Annotated in this window: 14 protein-coding genes and 1 tRNA gene; 7 read left to right on the top strand and 8 right to left on the bottom strand. The window is 58.6% G+C overall.

Annotation, left to right across the window (positions count from 1 at the left end; all coding sequences use genetic code 11):
• The first annotated feature begins 124 nt into the window (after nt 1-124).
• From I6F17_RS36445 to I6F17_RS36430, 4 genes are all read left to right on the top strand, one after another.
• Entirely contained in the window at nt 125-1,687 is a 1,563-nt protein-coding gene (locus I6F17_RS36445) for a 2-isopropylmalate synthase (protein WP_036037552.1), read from the top strand.
• 119 nt (nt 1,688-1,806) lie between these two features.
• Nucleotides 1,807-2,811: a TRAP transporter substrate-binding protein gene (locus tag I6F17_RS36440; protein ID WP_225131848.1), complete on the top strand. Its 1,005-nt coding sequence runs from the start codon at nt 1,807-1,809 to the stop codon at nt 2,809-2,811.
• A 198-nt stretch (nt 2,812-3,009) separates the two neighbouring features.
• On the top strand, nt 3,010-3,618 hold the full coding sequence (locus tag I6F17_RS36435; protein WP_085974476.1) for a Spy/CpxP family protein refolding chaperone: 609 nt from the start codon (nt 3,010-3,012) through the stop codon (nt 3,616-3,618).
• 165 nt (nt 3,619-3,783) lie between these two features.
• Nucleotides 3,784-3,859, top strand: a tRNA-Lys gene (locus tag I6F17_RS36430).
• A gap of 1,201 nt (nt 3,860-5,060) precedes the next feature.
• Here the strand turns inward: I6F17_RS36430 and I6F17_RS36425 are convergent.
• Together I6F17_RS36425 and I6F17_RS36420 are read right to left on the bottom strand one after the other, a co-directional pair.
• A complete protein-coding gene (locus I6F17_RS36425) occupies nt 5,061-6,356 on the bottom strand; it encodes a HEPN/Toprim-associated domain-containing protein (protein WP_225131847.1) in 1,296 nt (431 codons plus the stop codon).
• A 28-nt stretch (nt 6,357-6,384) separates the two neighbouring features.
• The gene (locus I6F17_RS36420) at nt 6,385-7,272 is read right to left on the bottom strand and encodes a hypothetical protein (protein WP_225131846.1); all 888 of its coding nucleotides are present in this window, start codon (nt 7,270-7,272) and stop codon (nt 6,385-6,387) included.
• Here I6F17_RS36420 and I6F17_RS36415 point away from each other — a divergent pair, their 5' ends adjacent.
• Entirely contained in the window at nt 7,273-7,680 is a 408-nt protein-coding gene (locus tag I6F17_RS36415; RefSeq protein WP_225131845.1) for a hypothetical protein, read from the top strand. It begins immediately after the preceding gene.
• 147 nt (nt 7,681-7,827) lie between these two features.
• Here I6F17_RS36415 and I6F17_RS38005 read toward each other — a convergent pair whose 3' ends face one another.
• The 4 genes from I6F17_RS38005 to I6F17_RS36395 all read right to left on the bottom strand — a co-directional run bounded on the left by I6F17_RS38005 (nt 7,828) and on the right by I6F17_RS36395 (nt 15,792).
• Nucleotides 7,828-8,262 carry a helix-turn-helix transcriptional regulator gene (locus I6F17_RS38005; RefSeq protein WP_346657051.1) on the bottom strand — a complete coding sequence of 145 codons (435 nt, stop codon included), beginning with the start codon at nt 8,260-8,262 and terminating at the stop codon, nt 7,828-7,830.
• A 462-nt stretch (nt 8,263-8,724) separates the two neighbouring features.
• Nucleotides 8,725-10,032, bottom strand: coding sequence for a DUF2130 domain-containing protein (locus I6F17_RS36405; RefSeq protein WP_225131844.1), 1,308 nt, complete (start codon nt 10,030-10,032; stop codon nt 8,725-8,727).
• Nucleotides 10,033-10,367: 335 nt separating this feature from the next.
• Nucleotides 10,368-13,991, bottom strand: coding sequence for an SMC family ATPase (locus tag I6F17_RS36400; protein ID WP_225131843.1), 3,624 nt, complete (start codon nt 13,989-13,991; stop codon nt 10,368-10,370).
• The gene (locus I6F17_RS36395; RefSeq protein ID WP_225131842.1) at nt 13,978-15,792 is read right to left on the bottom strand and encodes a hypothetical protein; all 1,815 of its coding nucleotides are present in this window, start codon (nt 15,790-15,792) and stop codon (nt 13,978-13,980) included. The genes I6F17_RS36400 and I6F17_RS36395 overlap by 14 nt, the downstream gene beginning before the upstream one ends.
• Nucleotides 15,793-16,915: 1,123 nt before the next feature.
• Between I6F17_RS36395 and I6F17_RS36390 the strand changes: the two genes are divergently transcribed.
• Together I6F17_RS36390 and I6F17_RS36385 are read left to right on the top strand one after the other, a co-directional pair.
• Nucleotides 16,916-17,332 carry a hypothetical protein gene (locus tag I6F17_RS36390; protein ID WP_225131841.1) on the top strand — a complete coding sequence of 139 codons (417 nt, stop codon included), beginning with the start codon at nt 16,916-16,918 and terminating at the stop codon, nt 17,330-17,332.
• A gap of 12 nt (nt 17,333-17,344) precedes the next feature.
• Nucleotides 17,345-18,262, top strand: coding sequence for a PRC-barrel domain-containing protein (locus I6F17_RS36385; protein ID WP_225131840.1), 918 nt, complete (start codon nt 17,345-17,347; stop codon nt 18,260-18,262).
• Nucleotides 18,263-18,721: 459 nt separating this feature from the next.
• Here I6F17_RS36385 and I6F17_RS36380 read toward each other — a convergent pair whose 3' ends face one another.
• A complete protein-coding gene (locus I6F17_RS36380) occupies nt 18,722-20,278 on the bottom strand; it encodes a hypothetical protein (protein ID WP_225131839.1) in 1,557 nt (518 codons plus the stop codon).
• 50 nt (nt 20,279-20,328) lie between these two features.
• Nucleotides 20,329-20,533: hypothetical protein (locus tag I6F17_RS36375; RefSeq protein WP_225190474.1), on the bottom strand; the 205-nt coding region annotated here is incomplete at its 5' end.

The raw sequence follows: 20,533 nt of genomic DNA, 5'->3' as shown, positions 1-20,533 counted from the left end.
CTGAGGGCCGGCTGGGCGCCATGCGCCTGGGCGCTCAGGGGTTGGTCGAGATCAACGGACACCTCAAGCGCCAAGGGACTGAAACGGCTCTGAACGGCGCAAACGCTCAAAAGGAAATCTAGGAATGGCCACCGTGAACAAGTCCGAGAAGGACCGCGTCATCATTTTCGACACCACGCTGCGCGACGGCGAGCAGTGCCCCGGCGCCACCATGACCTTCGAGGAGAAGCTCGAGGTCGCCGAACTGCTGGATGATATGGGCGTCGACGTCATCGAGGCGGGCTTCCCGATCACCTCCGAAGGCGACTTCCAGGCGGTCAGCGAGATCGCCCGCCGCTCCAAGAACGCCGTCATCGCCGGCCTGTCGCGCGCCCATCCCGCCGACATCGACCGCTGTGCCGAAGCCGTGAAGTTCGCCAAGCGCGGCCGTGTCCACACCGTGATCGCGACCTCGCCGCTGCACATGCGCGTGAAGCTGAACAAGACCCCGGAGCAGGTGATCGAGACCTCGGTCGCCATGGTCGCGCGCGCCCGCAACCAGATCGACGACGTCGAATGGTCGGCCGAGGACGGCACCCGCAGCGAGATGGACTTTTTGTGCCGCATCGTCGAGGCCGTGATCAAGGCCGGCGCCACCACGGTGAACATCCCCGACACCGTCGGTTATACGGTGCCGGAGGAATACACCCACTTCATGAGGACGCTGATCGAGCGCGTGCCGAACTCGGACAAGGCGGTGTTCTCCGTGCACTGCCATAACGATCTCGGCATGGCGGTCGCCAACTCGCTGGCCGGCATCACGGGCGGGGCGCGCCAGGTCGAGTGCACCATCAACGGCATCGGCGAGCGCGCCGGCAATGCCGCGCTCGAAGAGATCGTGATGGCGATCAACGTGCGCAACGACAAATTCCCCTACTGGAACAAGATCGACACGACGCAGCTGACCCGCGCCTCGAAGCTGGTCTCGGCGGCGACCTCGTTCCCGGTGCAATACAACAAGGCGATCGTCGGCCGGAATGCCTTCGCGCATGAGAGCGGCATTCACCAGGACGGCGTGCTGAAGGACGCTTCGACCTACGAGATCATGCGCCCCGAGATGGTCGGCCTGAAGCAGTCCTCGCTGGTGCTGGGCAAGCATTCCGGTCGCCACGCCTTCGTGCACAAGCTGGAGGAGATGGGCTACAAGCTCGGTCCGAACCAGCTGGAGGATGCGTTCACGCGGATGAAGGCGCTGGCCGACCGCAAGAAGGACATTTACGACGAGGACATCGAGGCGCTGGTCGACGAGGAGATGGCGGCCTCCCACGACCGCATCAAGCTGACCTCGCTGACCGTGATCGCCGGCACCCACGGACCGCAGCGCGCGACCATGAAGCTCGACGTCGACGGCCAGATCAAGATCGAGGAAGCCGAGGGCAATGGCCCGGTCGACGCCGTCTTCAACTGCATCAAGCGCCTGGTGCCGCACGAGGCCAAGCTCGAGCTGTACCAGGTGCACGCGGTCACCGAGGGCACCGACGCGCAGGCGGAAGTGTCGGTGCGGCTGGCGCAGGACGGCCGCTCGATGACGGCGCGCGCGGCGGATCCGGATACCCTGGTGGCTTCGGCCAAGGCATATCTCGGCGCGCTCAACAAGATCGTCATGAAGCGCCAGCGCGACAATGTGACGACGGCGGCGGCGAGCTGAATGGCTGCCCTGCTAAGGGCCAATAGCGGCTGTGTAAGCGAGCCGCTATTGATGCAGCCGGCGTAAGACTGGCCACCCGGCGCCGCCGGGCGGCTCAAACAAAACGACAGGGAGAGACCATGCGCACCTCGGCGATCGCCGCCTCCATCGCGGTTCTGGCACTTGGCTTGAGCGGGCCGGCATCGGCCCAATCACCGATCATCATCAAATTCAGCCACGTCGTCGCCACCGACACGCCGAAAGGCAAGGGCGCGGAGAAGTTCAAGGAGCTCGCCGAGAAGTACACCGGCGGCAAGGTCAAGGTCGAAGTCTATCCGAACTCGACGCTCTACAAGGACAAGGAAGAGCTCGAGGCGCTCCAGCTCGGCAGCGTGCAGATGCTGGCGCCGTCCAACTCCAAGTTTGGGCCGCTCGGCATCCGCGAGTTCGAGGTGTTCGACCTGCCTTACATCCTGCCCGACATCAAGACGCTGCGGAAAGTGACGGAAGGGCCGCTCGGCACCAAACTGCTGAAGCTGCTGGATGCCAAGGGCATCACCGGTCTTGCCTATTGGGACAACGGCTTCAAGCAGATGAGCGCGAACAAGAAGCTGATCACGCCGGCCGACTATCAGGGCGTGAAATTCCGCATCCAATCCTCGCGCGTGATCCAGGCCCAGTTCAAGTCGCTCGGCTCGCTGCCGCAGGTGATGGCGTTCTCGGAAGTCTACCAGGCACTCCAGACCGGCGTGGTCGACGGCCAGGAGAACACCTGGTCGAACATCTACACCCAGAAGATGCACGAGGTTCAGAAGTACATCACCGAAACCAATCACGGCTACATCGGCTACGTGGTGATCGTGAACAAGAAATTCTGGGACGATCTGCCGGCCGACATCCGTGACCCATTGTCAAAGGCGATGAAAGAGGCGACCGAGTTCAGCAACGCGCAGTCGCAGAAGGAGAACGATGACGCGCTGACCGAGATCAGGAAGAGCGGCAAGAGCGAGATCATCAAGCTGACGGCCGATCAGGACGAGGCGATGCGCAAGGCGATGGAGCCGGTTTACAAGGAGGCCGCGGGCCGCATCGGCCAGGGGCTGATCGACGAGTTCCTGAAGGAAGCCAAGAGCCCGACGAACTGACCTCGACGGGCGACCCCAACGAAGGGCTTCCGCGCAGCGCACGGAAGCCCATTTTGTTGCGAATTATTTTTGTTCGCATCTGAACGGACATTCACGGCGGTTACATCTCTGCAAGGACGCCCTTCCTGTTCAAGTTGTAAGTTGCGCGTCAGCCCCCTCGGGCTCATCCTTACGGGCACCTTTCCAGAGGAGGTCAGGATGAAGAAATTCACCATCGCAGCCATCGCCGTGCTCAGCATCGCCGGCTCGGGCGCGGTCTACGCCCAATATCATCGCCCGTGGATGGAGCACGTCCGCCACATGCGCATGAACCCCGAGGACCGGGCCGCCTTCGTCGATGCGCGGATCGCAGCCGTCCATGCCGGGCTGAAGCTGAACGCAGATCAGGAGAAGCTGTGGCCGCCGGTCGAGGCGGCGGTGCGGGAGTTCGCCAAGCTGCGCATCGACCGCGCCAATGCGCGGATGAATGCGGGTCCAGGTGATATGTCGAGGGATGCCGACAGACCGGAGGATCCGGTCGCCCGCCTGCGCCAGCGCGCCGAGGACATGGGTGCGACTTCCGCGGCCCTGAGGAAGATCGCCGATGCCGCCGATCCGCTCTACAAGACCCTCGACGAGGGCCAGAAAAGGCGCCTCGCCGTGCTGACCCGGCACCGCGGCCCGTTCGGCGGCGGCGAGGACGGCCCGCGCCACCACCACTTCATGGAGCGCATGGACCGCATGATGGAACGGGGCATGGACCACTTCCACCATGACCGCTTCGACCGTGACCGCGGTCCCGACCGGGACCGGGAGGGCCGGCTCTGAACGGACCGGTTCTCAGGCCGTAAACCTGGCGAAGCCGCTGGAATCCAGCGGCTTTTCGCATTTCCGTCCCTGTGGACGAGACCTTGGAAAACTTGTGTCCGATCGCTTGCCATACCCGGATCGCTTTGCTAAACGACCGGCCTCGCAAGGCCTTGACCGCCTTTCGGGCGCATAGCTCAGTTGGTAGAGCAGCTGACTCTTAATCAGCGGGTCCCAGGTTCGAGCCCTGGTGCGCCCACCATATAAATCAAGACCTTAGCGAGAGAAACCGTTTGAGAGAGCCGAACTAAAACGGTTTTTCAAACGGTGTTTTTGACGGCCGTTTGGCGAGTCCACTCTCGGCATTGTGATCTGCTCTACTCGTCGCGGCAGAAGCCAAGGCGACTAGAAGTCCGCCTCACAGAACCGCTTCCTCAACGTTGTGTTGAGTCAGAGCCCGACGAAGCCGGCATGCTTGCCCCTCTGTCCAATGCCATCGGCGACGTATTGCGCCAGCTGCGCGGCGCTTCCATTCGAAATAGTGCTTAAAGTCGACGTGAACCCTCATGTTGTTCGGCCGGTACGCCGCCATGCGGTGATAGAGCAGAACCGGTCCCGCCTCGAGGCGCCGATATAGCTGTCGAATTTAATGGGCGATGGCGTCGCGCGTCATCTTCCAGCTTCTGTCTAAAATGACGGGAAGTCTCCGGCGGTCTCCCAAAAATTCTCGTTTCAAAGAGACGATTGGTGGAGCAGGCTCTATTGCGACCGCCGCCAGACGAGCCCAGTCGGGCTTCGCCAACTGATAAGCTTTTGAGAGTAAGCTTATCAGTGGAGGAGGCGGAGTTGATCCTCCAGCCTAGCGCTCGCAATCGGTGACAACCTGGCCGAGACTGCGAGACGCTTGGCGGACAACGCGGCGCTGCTGCAAAAAATAGAGGCGCGCTTAATCGCCGTCGGTGCGATAAAAAGGCGTCTGGTAAGCTATCGAGCGCATTTGGGCGATGACGCTCAAAGCCAATGAAGCCGAACGCCTTCGGCGAGAATTCCCCTGCACGGGGCGGTCATATTCTCCAAAGCGACATATCTAGAACGGTCGTTTGATCAAGCTGTACTCAGCTACGCGATCGTGGCCAAGCACTTCCCGAGGAGCTGGCGGGACGCGCGAACGCAGTATTGAATGTCCTCCACATCGGGGGCACCTTCATTGTCCAGGACCTTATTGGAGCCGTCATCGGCTGCTGGCCTGCAGAATACGAGCGCCATCCGCTGATCGCCTGTCAGGCCGCGTTTGGAGCAGCCATCAGTCTTCAGTTTGTCACGTGGCTGTGGTTTGCATGGCCTCGCGCGCACGCTGCCCGGCCGTCGTTTCGGACCCGAACTTGACCGGCTGTGAGCCTGGGTTGCCGCGATTTCAGATACCAATGGGTCGCGACCACCAGATATTTGAGAATATGCAGGGTTCATTTGTCGGCGCCTTGTTGCCGCATGTCCCCCGCCATCGTGGTGCACACGTCCACGATTGCTGCCAATACAGTGGACAGCCTCGACGTGTCGTACGAGCTGCGTCCGGCGCGTTCGAAGAATGTCCGGGTATATCGATCCTTGTCTATCAGTGCGCCCTGGTAAACCCCGACATCGTCCTTGTAGTTCATCCACCGTACCAGGGGCGGAGGTAAGCCATCTGCCCACAGATCAAGATAGCACTCGATGGAAGCGGCCCGCCCGTTGATGTCAGATAAAGTCTGCCCGCCCGGTCCGGCAGTAGGAAAGGACTCAAAGCCTTCGAGAGACGGCAGCACCATGGCGCGCATGTTGACGGGAAAGGTGAGACCCTTGATCTTTCGAAAGGCGCTCTGGCCTTCCGCGTCATTATCGAGAACAAAGACGGTGCGGTTCTGAACGTCGATCTTCGCGAGGCCCTCTGCAAATTTTACCAGACTGCCGGTTCCGGAAAAAGGATGGCGTTCACTTACATCGATGAAATGGAAAAAATCGGCGATCTCCGGACGCAAGAGCTGAAACGCACGCTTCAGGATATGGGTGTCTGAGCTGCCCTCGGTGGCGATAAGGTAGGTTTGCGTGCGACGAGCACCCGGCACAAATTCTGTTTCCTGCGCCCAGCCGTTGGACACGAGCGGCCCAAACTGCCATTCAACGCGCTCTGTCAGGTTCTTGTCGTTCTCGGCGAACAGCCGCAGCAGCGTATAGGGATGCAGAAAGCCAACGAGCATTCCAAAATAGCTGCGTTCTGACCAGGCCTGAGCGTCATGGTTCGGATAAAACGGGAGTCGAGCCTTCACGCCTTCATCGGAAAACCGGCCCATCTCGCGTTGTTCATGGTCCTCCTGCCCAGAGACAAATGTGTCATCGAGATCCGCAATGGCGACCGCCGAAATAAAACGCAGAAATTCCGCAAAAGGCATGACGTCGAGCGAGATGTCCTTTTCGTCTTCTTGATATGACTTTCGCTCGTCAATCCATGCCGCGGCACCTCTGTCGTATTCGTGTTGCGCCGAGCTGAGCGTGTGCCCGAGCAATTCCAGACGAGGCACCAGCGACTTGAGAGATCGAGCAAAGCCCCACTCGCTCTCGGCCAGACCCGGATCATCCTCATCTGCGATGTCGTAGTTGATCTGCTCGGACCGAAGGCGTTGAAGGTCGCCCGGTTGGTACAGATCTCCGTGGTCAGGTCCCCTGCGGTTCTTTGCCCAGGAAATCGACATGCCACCTACATCCAGACTGATTTCTGTTCCCAAGGATATGCCCCTCCGCGCCGAATGCGGCCTACACAGGTTTGACTGAGAGTGGTTTCGCCGCCTTACCGAAGAACCTCTTCACTTCTTCATTATGGTATTTGGCAAGCCAGGCATATTTGGCACGAACGCTGGCGACCTCTGCTGAGGCGTGGGCCTTGAGAATGGCTTGACCGTGATTCTTGGCCCAGTCCAGGCAAGCCTTCTGCCAGGCTTCGGTGCGCATGCGATCTCGATCGTCCGCGTCCGCAGCCAAATACTTCTTTCGGTCTTCACCCACGATCACTGGTTCAATGGAGTCCAGGCAGATGCGGAGATAATTGATGAACCACAAAGTCTTGCCGTTCGGAAGCTTCCTGTATTGCTTCAGTGTTCTGGGAATAGGGTCAATGTCGTCGCTGTAAAACCGCCTGTGAGGGTGATTGGAAAGATATCTTCGCAGTCTCGGTGTGATCGCGATCATCGGCACGCATGCGTCGCGTTCGAGGCCATAGGCTTGCACCAACGCGGGACTAATGAGCGAATCCTGGCGCCGATACCAGATACCGAGATCTACGCCGCCACGCACGAATATCCCTTCGAGCACGCAGGTGCCTTGGGAGAGTGCGAAACCGCTAAGCTCGCTCATGAGGATGTCGAACGTGCCCTGGATCGGCGTCAGCGGGGAACGAAGCGGAACGGACAAGACCAGGCAGTCAGAAAACGCCAAAACACTTTTGCCGACCGCCCTATCGGATTGCCGGGTGAACTTGTCAGAAGACTTGTGTCCGAACTCGTTCTGGGCAAAGGCCACATCGTTATCTAGTGCGCGCAGCTCTTGCTCCGTCCGGATGCTTTCGACGCGTGCCGAAAATCCCAGTAGGTCGACAAAACCAACCAGTCCATTCTTCAGGTGTCTCCGCGTGATTTTCTTTGTCATATGCGTTCCAAGAAAGGTTCGAATAAAGAGCTGAGGAATGAGATCCTGCGTCTGCGCATTGCGATGCTTGAAATCGTCAGCATCTTCGAAGGCGCGGTAAAACAATGGAGATTTCCGAAAAAGGAAATCGCGGCGGTCTGGACGGTCCAGCTAAAACTTAGGTTGAGGAGGGTCTTCGCGATCGCGTTTACGTCTGTTGTGCAATTCGTCTTGCTCTTGGGCTTCCAGGGCGGCCCGGCGGCGCCTAATCTCTACGACCCTGGCGTCGATCCGCTTGCGATCGTCGTACGACGCCCTGCGATAAGCTGGGATTTTCTCTGGATCCGCGCCACGTACAATCTCGCTGACGATCTCTTCAATCTTCTTCTCGTCCATGTTGTCTTCGATCTCTCCGAGGGGAGGGGCTGACGTGAGCTTAGAACGACATCCTGCAAGAGCGAAGGGATGAGTGGGTACATGACCGCTCGAGATGGATCGCCTCTTTGGCTCACCTCCACAAAAATCATGGATATGGAATCGTGGTGCGCTTGGACCCGCGTAACGGGGCAGATCGTCTTAGTCGGACTTGTTGAGCAGGCTCTGGATTTCGCGGGTAAGCCCCTCGCGTGCATCAACCATGATTAGGTCAACAATCTCCGCGGTAGGCCGCTCAAAGAGATCGCGATCCTTATCCGCCTTCATCTTAATGGTGACGTCTAACCAGGTTGAAACGCTCTGCACGATCGCGCGCCTGAGTTTGGCGGTCGCATCCTTGGAGAACTTCACGCCATCGGTACGGTCCGTCCATTCGTGCTGGCCGATGAATTCGATGCCACCAAGTTCAAGAGCGCGCTTCACGCCCCATTCTGAACGAGCCTCGACCGGCCCGGAGGTGGCCTCCAAGCGCTTGATCGTTTTCAACGAGACGTTCGCCTTTTCGGCCAATTCCGACTGCTCCCAGCCGAGCATTGCCCGCGCGGCCCTGAACTGCTCCCCAGTGGTGTATCCCATGGCCCTCTCCAAATGTCACCTCAGGGGTCATTAATCACTATTATGTCCAAATAAGGTCATTGGATGCGCTGAGTGGCCTTTAACTTGTCACGGGCCGCTTAAAAGAGTACCTGTGGTCAGGCTTGGCGGCTGGACGTACCACCACCGCAGAACAGTTAGAGATCTTATGCCCAACTTGCCATCGAAGAGCGCACCGCACGCCTGATCGTCTCAAACCCGTGCCTCTGCAAGAATTGAAGAAGTGGTGCGCGGACGGACGGCTCTGGCGGCCTTCCGGGAGGATCCTGTAATTGGGTCTCGCACAGTTCTTCGTCTGCTGCGCAAGCACTCACCTTCACGTTGAGGAGGGTTGGCGGTACTGAGAGCCGCACTGATAAGGAAATTAAGAAAAGCTAGTCAGTTGGAGCTGGCTAGCTTTCCATCGATGAACTGATCGAAATCCGTAGGGGAAGAACTTTGATGTCAGTGTCCAGCTCGGCCAACTTTCCTTTGAAGGTCGGTTGCATCCTCCAACAGTGGCATGTCTAAGCTCGGGATCTCAGGCATCGCCTTGCCAGCGATTGCCTGGAGGTCGCCGACCATGCCAACAGTCGAGTCAAGCACGGACAGAATTTGTGTTTCTCGCTTTGCCCACTGACGCCCCATGAATTTGCGTTCCCTGTCGAGGTCGTCCCGCATGTCGTTGAATTTCTCGACGACGGCGTCCACACGTTGCCTAAACTTGGTGCCGGTCAGATAGTGATAGACCTGCTCCATTTTCGTTTGTTGACCTTGCTGGACTAATCGCGAGCTGCTCACGTCGATCAGACCTTGGCGAAGGGCTACGGCGACTGGAAGAGCGCAACGAGGATGAGCGACCCATACTCCCTCGACCAGGTCGAACTGCTCAATATGCTTGGGTAAGGCTTGAGAGACAATTAGAGCCACGTCGGCACCGGATCGGCGCTGGTCGTCCCGCAATTTGGAGAGCCATCCGTCACTCCAGGCTTTGGTGCGCTTTGTCTCCCACAGAATGACGCCGGCAGGCTGGCTGATCGCACCGTTCACCTGCTGCATTACGTCTGCACCAAGCTCGCCTTTGCCGATTGGCTCTATGGAGTCCGTCGGAAAGCGTCCGCGCAGAAGCTCCTCGAGCTCAAGCTCTAGAACCTCGCCCTGGGACTGCTGCGACCCTTGCTCTGCCTTGCGCTTCAATTCTTCGATCGTACGTGCCATCGATTCAATGGTCTGATCCTTCTCCGCGACTCGCAACCGGGCCGCCTCGTCGGCCTCCTGTCGAGCTTTGGTCTGGATAGTCTCGACGGACGCCTGCACGCGTTTCTCGACCGTCAGATCCAGCTCGCGCTTTTCTTCGTCCAGTGCACGTTGCTTGCGCATTAGCTCAGCCTGCGCCTGCTGAGCTTCTGCTAGTTTTATATTGTTGCTCTCAAGGGCCTGTTGCAATTCTGCGACTTCGTTCGCCCGCGCTTGCAGATCTGAAGCTACAGCATCCCGTGCCTTCTTAGCCTCGGCGGCGGCGACTTGTCTGCGTTCGGTCTCCAGCCGTTGCTTGATCTGCCCTTCAATGCTGGCTCGCGCCTTAGTGACTTCTTCTTGCCGACGTCGCAACTCGTCAGCCTGGCGAGTGAATTCCGCTTCTCTCGCGGCAAGCTTCGTCTGGAAGCCGCGTCGCTCGACTTCCAACAAGGGTGCAGCAATCGACTCCGTAAGCGGTATTTCGTGGCCACACTTGGGGCAGGGGATGTGAGGTTCGTGGACGTGTCCAGTCATGGAGGTCACTGCGGAATGTTCCTGTTTTGTTCATTTTGGCTCAATCCATTGCCTCGGTCAACTGTTAGCTCGATTGATCCCCAGGAAAGTCCGAATGCGCGCTGCACCGACGTTCGCACATCGACTGATGGGGAAAGTTACGAGGCCAAATTAGTCTCGTGCCCTCTGGATCGAGCTTGGACGTGGCTCGCGAAGCTCGCCGAACACAGGATGTCACTCGCTTCGGTCTGATTCGCCACGACGCCAAAGCGCAGGCTCGCTGGACTGCCGGCTTCTACTATCCGAATGGGTGAGCTTGCCCCGTGGTCTGTCGGGCCTGCCACATGCGCGGTGCTTCATGAACCGATACGCTCAACGAGCGGTCCATCTTCTCCAATGGCGCGAAAGCGATAGAAGCGAACGCTGTCCTGTAGATAGTTAAATTTCTGGCGCGCGAGCTGGAAGAGTTTCTCGTCGCATGTCGAGATGATGAATTGCCGGGTGCCGAAGTCTGACTTGAGAAGACCCATGATTAGATCTAATAGCGCATAGATGTTGAGATCGTCGAAATGTGTGACGGGATCGTCGAGAAAGACCGGCGCCAGCGAGGACCAGTTTTGTCCGCTGCAGGCCGTCAGGAAGAGACCAAGCTGCAGGGTTTGCTTTTGGGACTCGCTGAAATAGTCGACGGGCCGCAGCTCGACGCCATGCCGCTTGACCGTGACCGAAATCTCAGACTTGCGACTGATGATCTCGACGTCGTCGAAGCCGTAGACCGATCTAAGCCGGCGCTGAATGACGGAAGTCCTCGGACCGTATTGGCGCGTGAAGTTCGCGATGGCCGCAGCCTGTTCGTCGGACAGAATCTTTTCGACCGCAGCGAAGTAGTCACGCCAAGGCATTCGAGCGGCACGCGACGCCTTCTTCTCGGTGATGAGTTTGTTTTTCGTTGCTATAGTTGTTTCAAGCCGGGCGAGCGCGGCGGCGGTCGTCGCGGCATCGAGGCCGATTTCGGCACTTGCGACACGTTGGTGCAGGGCGCGGAGCCGGGCAAGTGCCTGGGTCTCTTCACCCAGTTTGCCGATCAATTCCTGCTCGTCGGAATCTTCCGGCAAATTGGAGTCGGCAAGCCGTGCAATGATAGCCCTGCGCGCTTGTTCGTTCTCGTTCACGCGTCTGCGGAGGACCGGAAGTTGGCCGGCGAGCTCCGCGATGATGCGCGACTCTGCATCGAGCATTCCCTGAAGTCTTGTCTGTTCCTTTGTCGCGGCATCGTGAGATTGGCGAAGTTCATTGAGCAGTCCCGAGCGATCTTGCTCCGCTTCATTCAATTCGTCGTCGCTCGAATCCAGCGTCACGCCACTCAAGCGCGGGTCACTACGTAATGTCGTGAGCCCCTTGCGAATTCGCTCGAGTTCCGTATTCACCGCGGTCCTCGCCGACTCCTGCTGGGAAATCGACTTGGTGAGAGCGTCGAGGGCAGCCTTTGCCGCATCGGCGGCATCCGCAGCCACCTTCACGGCAGCATTGCTGTCTTCGATCTCCTTACGTGCTTCGGTGAAATTGGCCGCGATCTGCCGGGTCAATTGAGTCAAACCAGCAGATGCATTCAGACCGAGGCCATTTGCAGCGTTCGCCCAGACATTAATCTCGCGATCACGGGCGGTGCGATCATCGGCGAGTTGGATCAGCTGCGCCTGAGCGGCCTTTTGCGCCTCACGATTTCCTGCCAGATGACGGGTGATTTCCTGGATACGTTGCCGCACCCCGGCGAGTTCGGTGCGGGCCGTGCCCGCGCTGTCGAGCGTCATCTGCTCTTGGATATGACGGATCAGTTCATCTTGGCTTCCGTGATCGACGCCGCACAGCGGGCAGTTGCCGTCCGTGATATGCTTTTGCAGCTGAGAAAGTAATTGTCGAAGCTCGGACTGGCTACGATCGGCATCGGCGATCACCCGCTCGAGCGTTGCTTGCTGCGGAGCATTCGAGTCCAGTCGCGCTTGAAGCGTAGGCTCTGCCGCGCGCAACTCCAGCAAGGTCTGGTTCAGGACAACTTCCTGCTGCCTGATTTCGGCGATACGGTCGGTACTTGCTTTCCACGGGCCTAAGGCCGCACTAAGTGCTTCCAGATCGGCGGAACGCTTTCTCCCCGCAGCCTGCCGTTCAACGGACATCGCGAGCTGACTGGATTTTTGCTGCAGATAAGCCGAGGCAGTTTCCGACCGGTTGCGGTCTGCGGCGATAGCTTCGGTCGCCCGATTGAGCCGCTCGGTTTGGACATTGAGCGAGTTGAGCGCGGTCGCGTAGCCCGGGCGCTGATCGCGCACCCATTTCAGATTGTCGAGCGCTGATTGAGCTTGCCGGACCTGGGCAGCAATCTCCGCAACGCGCTTGCGGACAGCGTCCAATTGCTGCTGGATGGACGTCTTCGATTGCTCGGCAGCCATCCTGCGGGCGTCGCCCGCTTCGAGCTGCGCGCGCAGGTCCTTCCCTTCCAGGACCAGGGGCGGGAGCCGGACGACTTCTTTCGCGAGCTCGGAAAGAACGGCGATCCTACCCTCGCTTTCAGCGATGCGGGCCTCCAGCGTTGCCCTCCAGCCACGCACCGCCGTGGCATCGGCTGCACCAGAGTCGGCGTCGACGTCGATGTCCTTCAACGCGGCGCGCAAATTGCTCAGCTCGGCATTGAGGGCGCCAATGTTCGACTTGTCCTTGATGGTGCGACGAAGTCCGTCGAGCTCTGACTTGTCTGCCTTCAAGGAAGCCGTGGATTCCGATATCTCGGAAGAAAGCGCATTGAGGCTGTTCTTGAGGATCGTCACGATGTTCGCAGACTTTTTCAGCGCGTTTTCATAATCCTCGAACGCCAGCATGCGTGAGACAATCTCGCGCGGCAAGGTGCAATGATCCTTGAAACTCTGCGTCAGCGCCTGATTGTCCTGACTGAACAGGTGGGAGGCACGAAACAAGCTGATGAGATTGTCGATCCGCTCGGCAACGGCGTCCCCACTCTTGGTCAGCTGCTTGAGGATAGGCTTGCGGTCGGTCGGTGATCCGTCCAACAATGCATGCGTTGGGTCGGCTACCGACCGGTCAATCGTGTGCGACTTCCCATCTGATCGATACGTCAAGGCGACGCGGGCATCTTCGGGCTTGCTGTCGAGGTGGGCCGCGACTTCGCGGAAGTGGTCAGTATCGGCAATTTTGAGGCGACCGATCGATCCAGTGATACCAAAGTCGATCGCATCGAAGAACGAGGTCTTGCCGAACCCGTTCGGGCCGTAGAGCACGGTGATCTCGCTGCCGATCTCGAACGTCATCGGAGCGCGATATGCCCGGAAGTTCTCGATCGTGATGGATTCCAGCAACACTGGTGCGCTGGTCTGTTCGCCGAAAACGGCGGACAAAGTTGCCACGCGCGTCGGTGCTTTCGGGGTTCCATACTCGTTGGCGAGACAGGCTTCGACGATGCGTTCGGCGCTCCTTTCGTGTTGAACCACGATCTGCCGGGCCAGCGTCGTCGGGACCCCGGACTGTTGAAGGAACGTTTGGGCCGATGCCGGTCGAAGAGCCGGGCCGTCAAGCTGCGTCAACGGAAGGAAGGGCAGCCGCGCCAGTGCATTCCCGACGTGCTCGGTGAGCGGCACCACGAATTTGCGACAAAAATAGACATCCGTTTCGATGTCCGAAGCGAGCTGGTCGAGCTTGTCGGTGTCGCTCGCGATGCAGAGCACATAGGAGAGATCGTATTGATCCCAGTCCTTCGACCGCTCGGCCTCTGTCTTGAACGCCTCGTAGGTTTCCTCGAATGTTGCGCGCGGCTCGGAGCCAGCAAAGGCAAACGCGGCGACGACTCGATCGGTTTGCAAGATGGTAACCGGGAGACCTTGTCCGGCCTCCAACACAGATAGGGTGCCTCCCGGCACCTGACTGAGGCACGCCTTCACCACCTCCGCGTGACCTTCGTTAAGCGCCGACATGGGCACCAACTTCTTGTGAGAGTTCGTCGACGGTGGTCGCATTGACGAAGGCGGCGATCAATCCTTGATAATCAACGTGGATGATCGCACTCTCGGGTTCCGTAATCTTGCGCTCGTCACCAAGCTTTGGCTCGCTGGTTTGAAGGATGCTGCCGGACCGGCGCTTGCGCGGCAAGTTGTCACGATCGCGTGTGATGAGAAGTGCCTGTCGGCGGGCATTTGGTGTGAACTGGGTTTGTGCGTATTTGTGGCACTGATCATGGGTTTTGCCCCGTACGGCGAGTAGGTCGAGTGTCTTTCCACCGATCGACACCGTGGCGTGTCCAGCATTCTGAGCGTCTGCAGTGACCCCGCCGCACATCCCAAACAGATCGAGTGTATTGACCACATGACCGAGGGCTCCGCGTTCATCGGCGTCCCACGCATCGGCGTCGCCTTCGGTTGCGGCGCGTCCGTTCGCCTGACCGTCGCGTGCGGTTGCCAACCTTATGATCTTGCCGCAGGAGGGCGCGGAGAGCGTGCGCAACTCTTGAATCGATGTCGCATGAGCGGCGTCGGCACGGGCGCTGAGGTCGCCCGCGGGCTGCAAGTCGCTGAGGCTCGTTATATCGTCGAGCTCATCGTTGATCCATTTGACGCAGGCCGGAACCAGGTTGGATGGCGTACGTGGATCGGGGGAAGCGACTAGCGGGAAGACGAACGGTCGATCGACCGCGAACGTGCGGTTTGCTGCCCCAGCAATCACAGAGTCGGGGTTGATCTGGACGAACGAATGAATGCACGCGCCCTTCTCACGGAAATACGTATCGCGGAAGGCATTCAACAGCGGATTGCCTCTAAACCTTGGACCGCCTTTCGCGACCGTGGGCCGCGAAGCAGCTTCCTGAAACAGCGTCTGCGGTGAAAAAACTAGGCTGGTGCCGCCATAGAGTTCGGATCGCCCGGGGACCGGCTTGCCCGCGCTATTGGCGAACACGAGGCATGTGCGGTCCCGCCGGACGTTCGGCACGATCGTTCCCTCAAAGAATGACACGGCCGCGCCCATGAATGTTGGATGCGAAGGGCGCGGGTTGTATTGGATGACGAACATCCATGAAAGCGACAGCTCGCCTTCGCCAGCTTGGACACCGAGATCATCGAGGGCCCATCGCCACGACGGCTTAGTGCCGATCGTGGCGATCCAGTCGAAGCAGATCAGCGAAGAAAATCGGTACTTCGGTCCATTCGACAGATTTCCTTTGAAGGAGAAGACCGATTTGCCTCGGTACATGTTCTGGTAGACGATGTGTTGCTCTTCCCAGGCTGGCCAGAGCTTGGGCTGCAACCATCGCTCGACCGTTCCATCTCCGGCCTTCGTCCAGGTGATCGCGCAATTGATCCATTCGTCTGTACCAATTTGGTCCAGGCCATTATGCTCGGTGTCGAGATGGCTGCCCGCGCGAGCGGTCAGACTTGCGAAATCGGTCTTCGAAAGCGCGTCCGTTCCGCCTATGACGATCGTTCCCGTGGGCCATTGTGGATCCGCGAGCGCGGCGTCGATCAGGTCGACCCCCTCCAGACCGGGGATGCTGTATTCTGGGAAGATTGTGAAGTGCGTTTTCTCGGCTTGATGCGGGGCGGCACGCGAGACGGCCAGCGTGGCCGTCAGATTGTCCAAGAGCTCGGGTTTGCGAGAGGCGACGGTCCTGAACGGCTCCTGCTGCGTCAATGTCAGATGTGGTTGGGCAATTACCATCCCCACGCGATCATGCGGCAGCACGATGCCCCGCTCGGTTAGGTCTACGCGTGAGATGTGGATCATGGCTGGATGAGCTGCAGGAATATGCCGATGTCTTGGACTTTGGCCTGGTTAGCCACGAGAATTGGTTCAGGCGCTAGGAAAGTGTGGCTGCTAATCCTGCAACTTATAGGCTAGGTGATAAAATGCGCGCAAGAGGACTCCTTGGATGCGCCCGGTAGTCCGTCGCTGAGCTGCGGCCTTCATTGTGGCACGCCCAAATTTGGGAGCGAATCGTTCTGTGTGTAAGGAGCAAACGCCAGACGGACGACCAAAGGAAGTAGTACCTTGGCGACTCAGGAGTCCGGTCCTCGTCCGCGAGAGAGGCAGCACTCCCAAGCAGTAGCCCCAGCGGGGGATCAAAACCCCGGGGCCGGGACGCATCCTTGCGGCACGCTTATGACCGCTGGCTTATTCTCACGGAGTCGCATGATGACAAGCGGCCGACGTCCGACAACTGATAGAAAGACTACATAGACTGCGTCGACCGTGACTAATCAACTTTAGTCGTAAACGGAGTCAGCTTGTAGACTGATAAGGAAACTAACAAGACCTTATCAGTTCAACAAAAGCTATCAACGAGCGCCAGTCGCGCGCCAATTTGGCTGTACAGTCTGCTTCTTGTACATGTGGCCGACAAATGGTAAGCGGGTACGGGGTCGCCTTTTGACCATTTCCGGTGGAAGAGGCCGGCACTATTCCGTCGTAATGGTTGAGCCGGGATGAGATCGAGGTAATCCCTGTGGGACCTTGCGATAGCCATCGCGATCAGCTTGGCCAGTTTCCGAAAGTTCTGTGCGGGGCGGCCAGAGTGAACTCGTCGCGTGCGCCTTTTGAGACTCGTAATCGTGCGCCATCGGGCGAGCTTGAGAATGCGGTTAACGTGCGGAAACGCATCTCGATCTTCTTCCGAACCGGCGTGAAGTACGCCCCCTCATGATCTTGCTAACTCGCGCGCCTTTTTGCGTCGGCGCCCGCAACGCGGCATCTGAGGTGCAGATTGTCTGAGCTGAGGGCTCAGCAATAGGATGCCCGCTCATTAGCCGTAGGATGAGCGCGCGTTCGTAGGATCGGTTGCAGCCGTACGTTTAATGTTGATTTGGGAGAATCGCGTAGCTACGCTGGGTTGAAGTTGTGGGAGGCTGCAATGAACCCCCCTGTGAAACCCGGCGATCAAGACGCGATGGCCGCAATAGCAAACCTCTTAGATACCCACGAGGCGCGCGTTTTGGGGGCGGTGGGCCTTTTTATAGGCTATCTTTGCGTTCTGCTCACGAAGATTATGAATTTTACTCAAATGTATGTAGGTCTGTTAGGCGTTGTCGGGTTGACGATTGTCCTTCTGTTGCTTGGGGGAGGCAATATTCGAACGCGCATTTGGTGGTTACGAACAACGATCGTTGTTTTCCTCGCGATACTTCTAACAGCGCCACAGCTTTACTTCGCGTGGACGGTGTCTGTTGCGGAGGTCCAAGCCAATGCGTTGCTTGCGCAATCCAACCAGGTGAAGCAACTGTCAAATCAGTACGTTCAGCCCGAGATTTCGGTTGGGAAGAAGAAATAAGGAGTTGCCGCCATGAATCGCTGGAGCACTCTAGTCATTATTGCAATTGGTGCGGCTCTTAGCTCGACAGCCTGCGCTCAAAATGCCGACAACGTGCAAGGAATTCAAAAGTTCAGTTTCTCCACCCGACTTCCCGGCGAGCTTAAGGCGGCAGACCTCCCCCCAGACCCGAACGGGTCCGTTGAACGAGAGCGGTACTGTCTTCCCCGTGAACTCTCTTTGTTGCGAGTTCGTGATGTCAAACCTGACCTATCAAACGCACGGGCGAAGATCGAGATCGAAACCGATTTGGAGTCGAATTGTTTTCAAGTTACCGTGACTTTGCCTCCTCCGCGAAGCGTCTGTGCAACGGTGCCTCGAATTTCTGGATTAAGAATCGAGCAAACAAAGCTATGCGAGTTGGTTCCCACTAAGGTGTCATTCGCGGTGAGCTATGAAGCCCAAAAGAATACAGATGCGAGTGGCGTCCCGTCTCCTGCCCCGATTGCTGACGCACAAACGGGTGCGGCTGGGCCTAACGTTTCAGAGGGGCAAGGTAACTGGCCTGCTTCAAAGCTGATTGGCACCATGGTATATAATGATAAGAACGAAGTTATTGGAGAGATCGAGGACCTGATCGCCGATAAGTCAGGTGCGATAAAGAGCGCTGTGCTTGGTGTCGGCGGCTTCCTCGGTATGAATGAGCGCCTCGTTGCCGTGGACTTCAACAAGGTAAGATTTTCAAACGAACCAATCTCTAGAGTCGCGACTTCCAATTCTACAACCGGCTCAGCGGAAACGACAGCCGGCTCTCGTCCTACGACTACTGGGGCCGCTACCGCTTCGTCGCCTCAAGATCAAACAAAAAACCTTCGGTACCCGGATCACGCCATATACAGCATTAGCAAGGATGAACTGAAGTCCATGCCGGAGTTCAAATACTCCAAATAACATAATCGCGCACGCGATCACGAAATGCGACGAGAGCATCCCACGCCTTGTCGGTATCGAAGGGCCTATTTGTAATCGCCACAAACTCTTGCGACTCAGAGTCGAGGCCATCCCATAGGTTCAATGCGAAGTGGCTAAAGAGTTCGAGGGCGAGCAGCAGGAGGCCGACGGTCGATAGTGGGTCGGTAGACTAGACGCCCCTGGCTCCGACCGCCCCGAATGTTTCAGCGCGCCCGAGATCCCTCAGGAGGCTCGTGCAGAGGCCGTTCGCTCCAACTGATAAGCTTTGGTCGCAAAGCTTATCAGTCTTATCGCTATCGTGCAGCTTAGTGAGTGACCGCCAACTAGAGCGATCGGTGCCATTAGTGATGACCGTTGTGAGATCAGGTGCACGACGAAACGTGAGCGCGAAGCTAAGTCTCCCTGAGCTTGTCCTTAATTTCGATCAAAAGCTGTCGATTAGCGGGACAAAATTTCCTTAACGACTTCCATACCCAATTCCAGCCATTGACCTGCTGCCTTGCGCTTCTCGACTTCGTTTTGAGCACCTTTATGCCCGAGCGAGGCGGCTGCCTGGTAGAGTGCGAAGTCCTCACCGAAAATCCGCGCGGTCGCTTTCTTGGCTCGGATGAGGTCTGCCAACCCGATCATCGAATCCGGATCACCGAGGTTCACGCCGCGTCGGTAGAGGGCTTCGGCATCCCGGAACTTGCTTTGATTGACTAGGAGCTGGGCGGCATTGTCGAACGCGGCTGGATATTCGGCCTGCACAAGCTCCTGGAATATTGCTGCCGCGCGACCGTCGTTGGTGGCCTGAAGGGCACGAGCCCATTGATACCGCAGCCGCAGTTCGTTGGGATTAGCCGCAACTGCCCTCTCGCACGCGTCCACCGCCGCACGGGCATTGGCGCGCAGCTCGGGAAAGGACACACCGTTCGATATTCGCCGCGGGTCGGTTGGATTGGCCGCCAGCGTATCGCATTCCGAAAGGCCGGCTCGATCGAGGGCTGGCCTCTGTGCCACGGGAGGACTTTGATACGGTGCAGCCGGAGGGATGGGGAGAATTGGAGCCGCTGGCGCCGCCGAAGCCACGGGCGGAGCTGTCTGGCTTGAATTGCGCAGCGCCCGCTCGGAATCAAGCTGCTGCTGTACCGCGCCGAGTCTGTCCCTGGTCACCGCGTGAGCGTCGCGCTCGCGTTGCAGCTCCGATCTGGCAGCCAGCGTTTCCGATCGGGCCGCGTCGCGTTCGCGCTCGGTCTGGGGCAGACGCGAGACCTGCGCTCGCCGGGTATCGAGCTCGCCCCGCGTTTCTGCGAGCTGCGTCTTGCTGGCGAGATGCGCGTTCTGCTCTCGGAGCAGTTCGTCTCGCGTGGTCGCCGTGGTGCTGGAGAGTGTCTCCGCGTCTTGCCAAGCCGAGCGAACCTGCCAGCTCAGAACCGCGATAGCCACGACGCAGGCTGTCGTCGCCGCAAGCAGCAGCTTGGTCTGGAAATTGTCCGGTATGGAGATCGGAAGTCCGCTTTCAATTGCGGGATTGACCGGCGTTGCGAGGGCAACAGGTCGGGCTGCGACGGGGATCGACGGAGCCGGCTCGCTGGCCTGGCTGTCGGGGGGGACGAAGGTCTGTTTACTTGCTCTCGACAACTCCTCGATGATCAACTTGACCGGATCGACCGGATGCCGGGACGTTGCGTCCTTCGCGTCGCTGTTGATCGCGATCGGCCATTCTCCGTGCGCGGAGTAACCAAGTCCGGGAACGTCGATGCGAACCGGTGCAGCGAGCGGGATACCCCAGCCGATCCCTCGCGCGATCGCGAGCTTCGTTGTCGTATCGTGGGAAACGGACAGCGGCTTGAAGTAATACGGCGCTTCGTTCCATCCCTCCGGATCCTTGAAGCGCTGGTTGATTTCCAGCAAAACGGCGAAGTCAAAGCTTGCGCTGGAGTCGGCCAGTAAACCCAGATCGAGTTCGATCGTAGAGTCGCTGAGCTCTCGGGCGCTGAAGGAGCCTGTCATGGGACGTCTGCTACTCGAATTCCGAAGCAACGATTCTAAATCGCTGCTTTCTAGCGGCTGCGCTTCTTTTCCAGGCTCTTCTTTTTTTGCCGTTCGGGGAGCTTCACACGCTCCTCTTCGATGTGAGGCTGATCGCGCTTTTTGTGCTCGAGATCGCCCGTATCTTCTTTACGTCGCTCCTTCGATGGTCTCGTAAAGGCGGCTTCCCTCTTCGGACCTGTTTGGTTCTCCGAGAGGTTTTCTAGGGGGGGCGGG

The sequence above is a fragment of the Bradyrhizobium sp. NBAIM18 genome, from assembly GCF_020193825.1.
GTDB lineage: Bacteria > Pseudomonadota > Alphaproteobacteria > Rhizobiales > Xanthobacteraceae > Bradyrhizobium > Bradyrhizobium yuanmingense.
This window is presented reverse-complemented; position numbering and strand designations above follow the sequence as displayed.

Bases quoted from the DNA above. Each gene is read 5' to 3' on its own strand.
- I6F17_RS36400 (WP_225131843.1), bottom strand. From the start codon at position 13,991: ATGTCGGCGCTTAACGAAGGTCACGCGGAGGTGGTGAAGGCGTGCCTC.
- I6F17_RS36380 (WP_225131839.1), bottom strand. From the start codon at position 20,278: ATGACAGGCTCCTTCAGCGCCCGAGAGCTCAGCGACTCTACGATCGAA.
- I6F17_RS38005 (WP_346657051.1), bottom strand. From the start codon at position 8,262: ATGGGATACACCACTGGGGAGCAGTTCAGGGCCGCGCGGGCAATGCTC.
- I6F17_RS36405 (WP_225131844.1), bottom strand. From the start codon at position 10,032: ATGACTGGACACGTCCACGAACCTCACATCCCCTGCCCCAAGTGTGGC.
- I6F17_RS36385 (WP_225131840.1), top strand. From the start codon at position 17,345: ATGAATCGCTGGAGCACTCTAGTCATTATTGCAATTGGTGCGGCTCTT.
- I6F17_RS36445 (WP_036037552.1), top strand. From the start codon at position 125: ATGGCCACCGTGAACAAGTCCGAGAAGGACCGCGTCATCATTTTCGAC.
- I6F17_RS36390 (WP_225131841.1), top strand. From the start codon at position 16,916: ATGAACCCCCCTGTGAAACCCGGCGATCAAGACGCGATGGCCGCAATA.
- I6F17_RS36420 (WP_225131846.1), bottom strand. From the start codon at position 7,272: ATGACAAAGAAAATCACGCGGAGACACCTGAAGAATGGACTGGTTGGT.
- I6F17_RS36435 (WP_085974476.1), top strand. From the start codon at position 3,010: ATGAAGAAATTCACCATCGCAGCCATCGCCGTGCTCAGCATCGCCGGC.
- I6F17_RS36395 (WP_225131842.1), bottom strand. From the start codon at position 15,792: ATGATCCACATCTCACGCGTAGACCTAACCGAGCGGGGCATCGTGCTG.
- I6F17_RS36440 (WP_225131848.1), top strand. From the start codon at position 1,807: ATGCGCACCTCGGCGATCGCCGCCTCCATCGCGGTTCTGGCACTTGGC.
- I6F17_RS36415 (WP_225131845.1), top strand. From the start codon at position 7,273: ATGCGTTCCAAGAAAGGTTCGAATAAAGAGCTGAGGAATGAGATCCTG.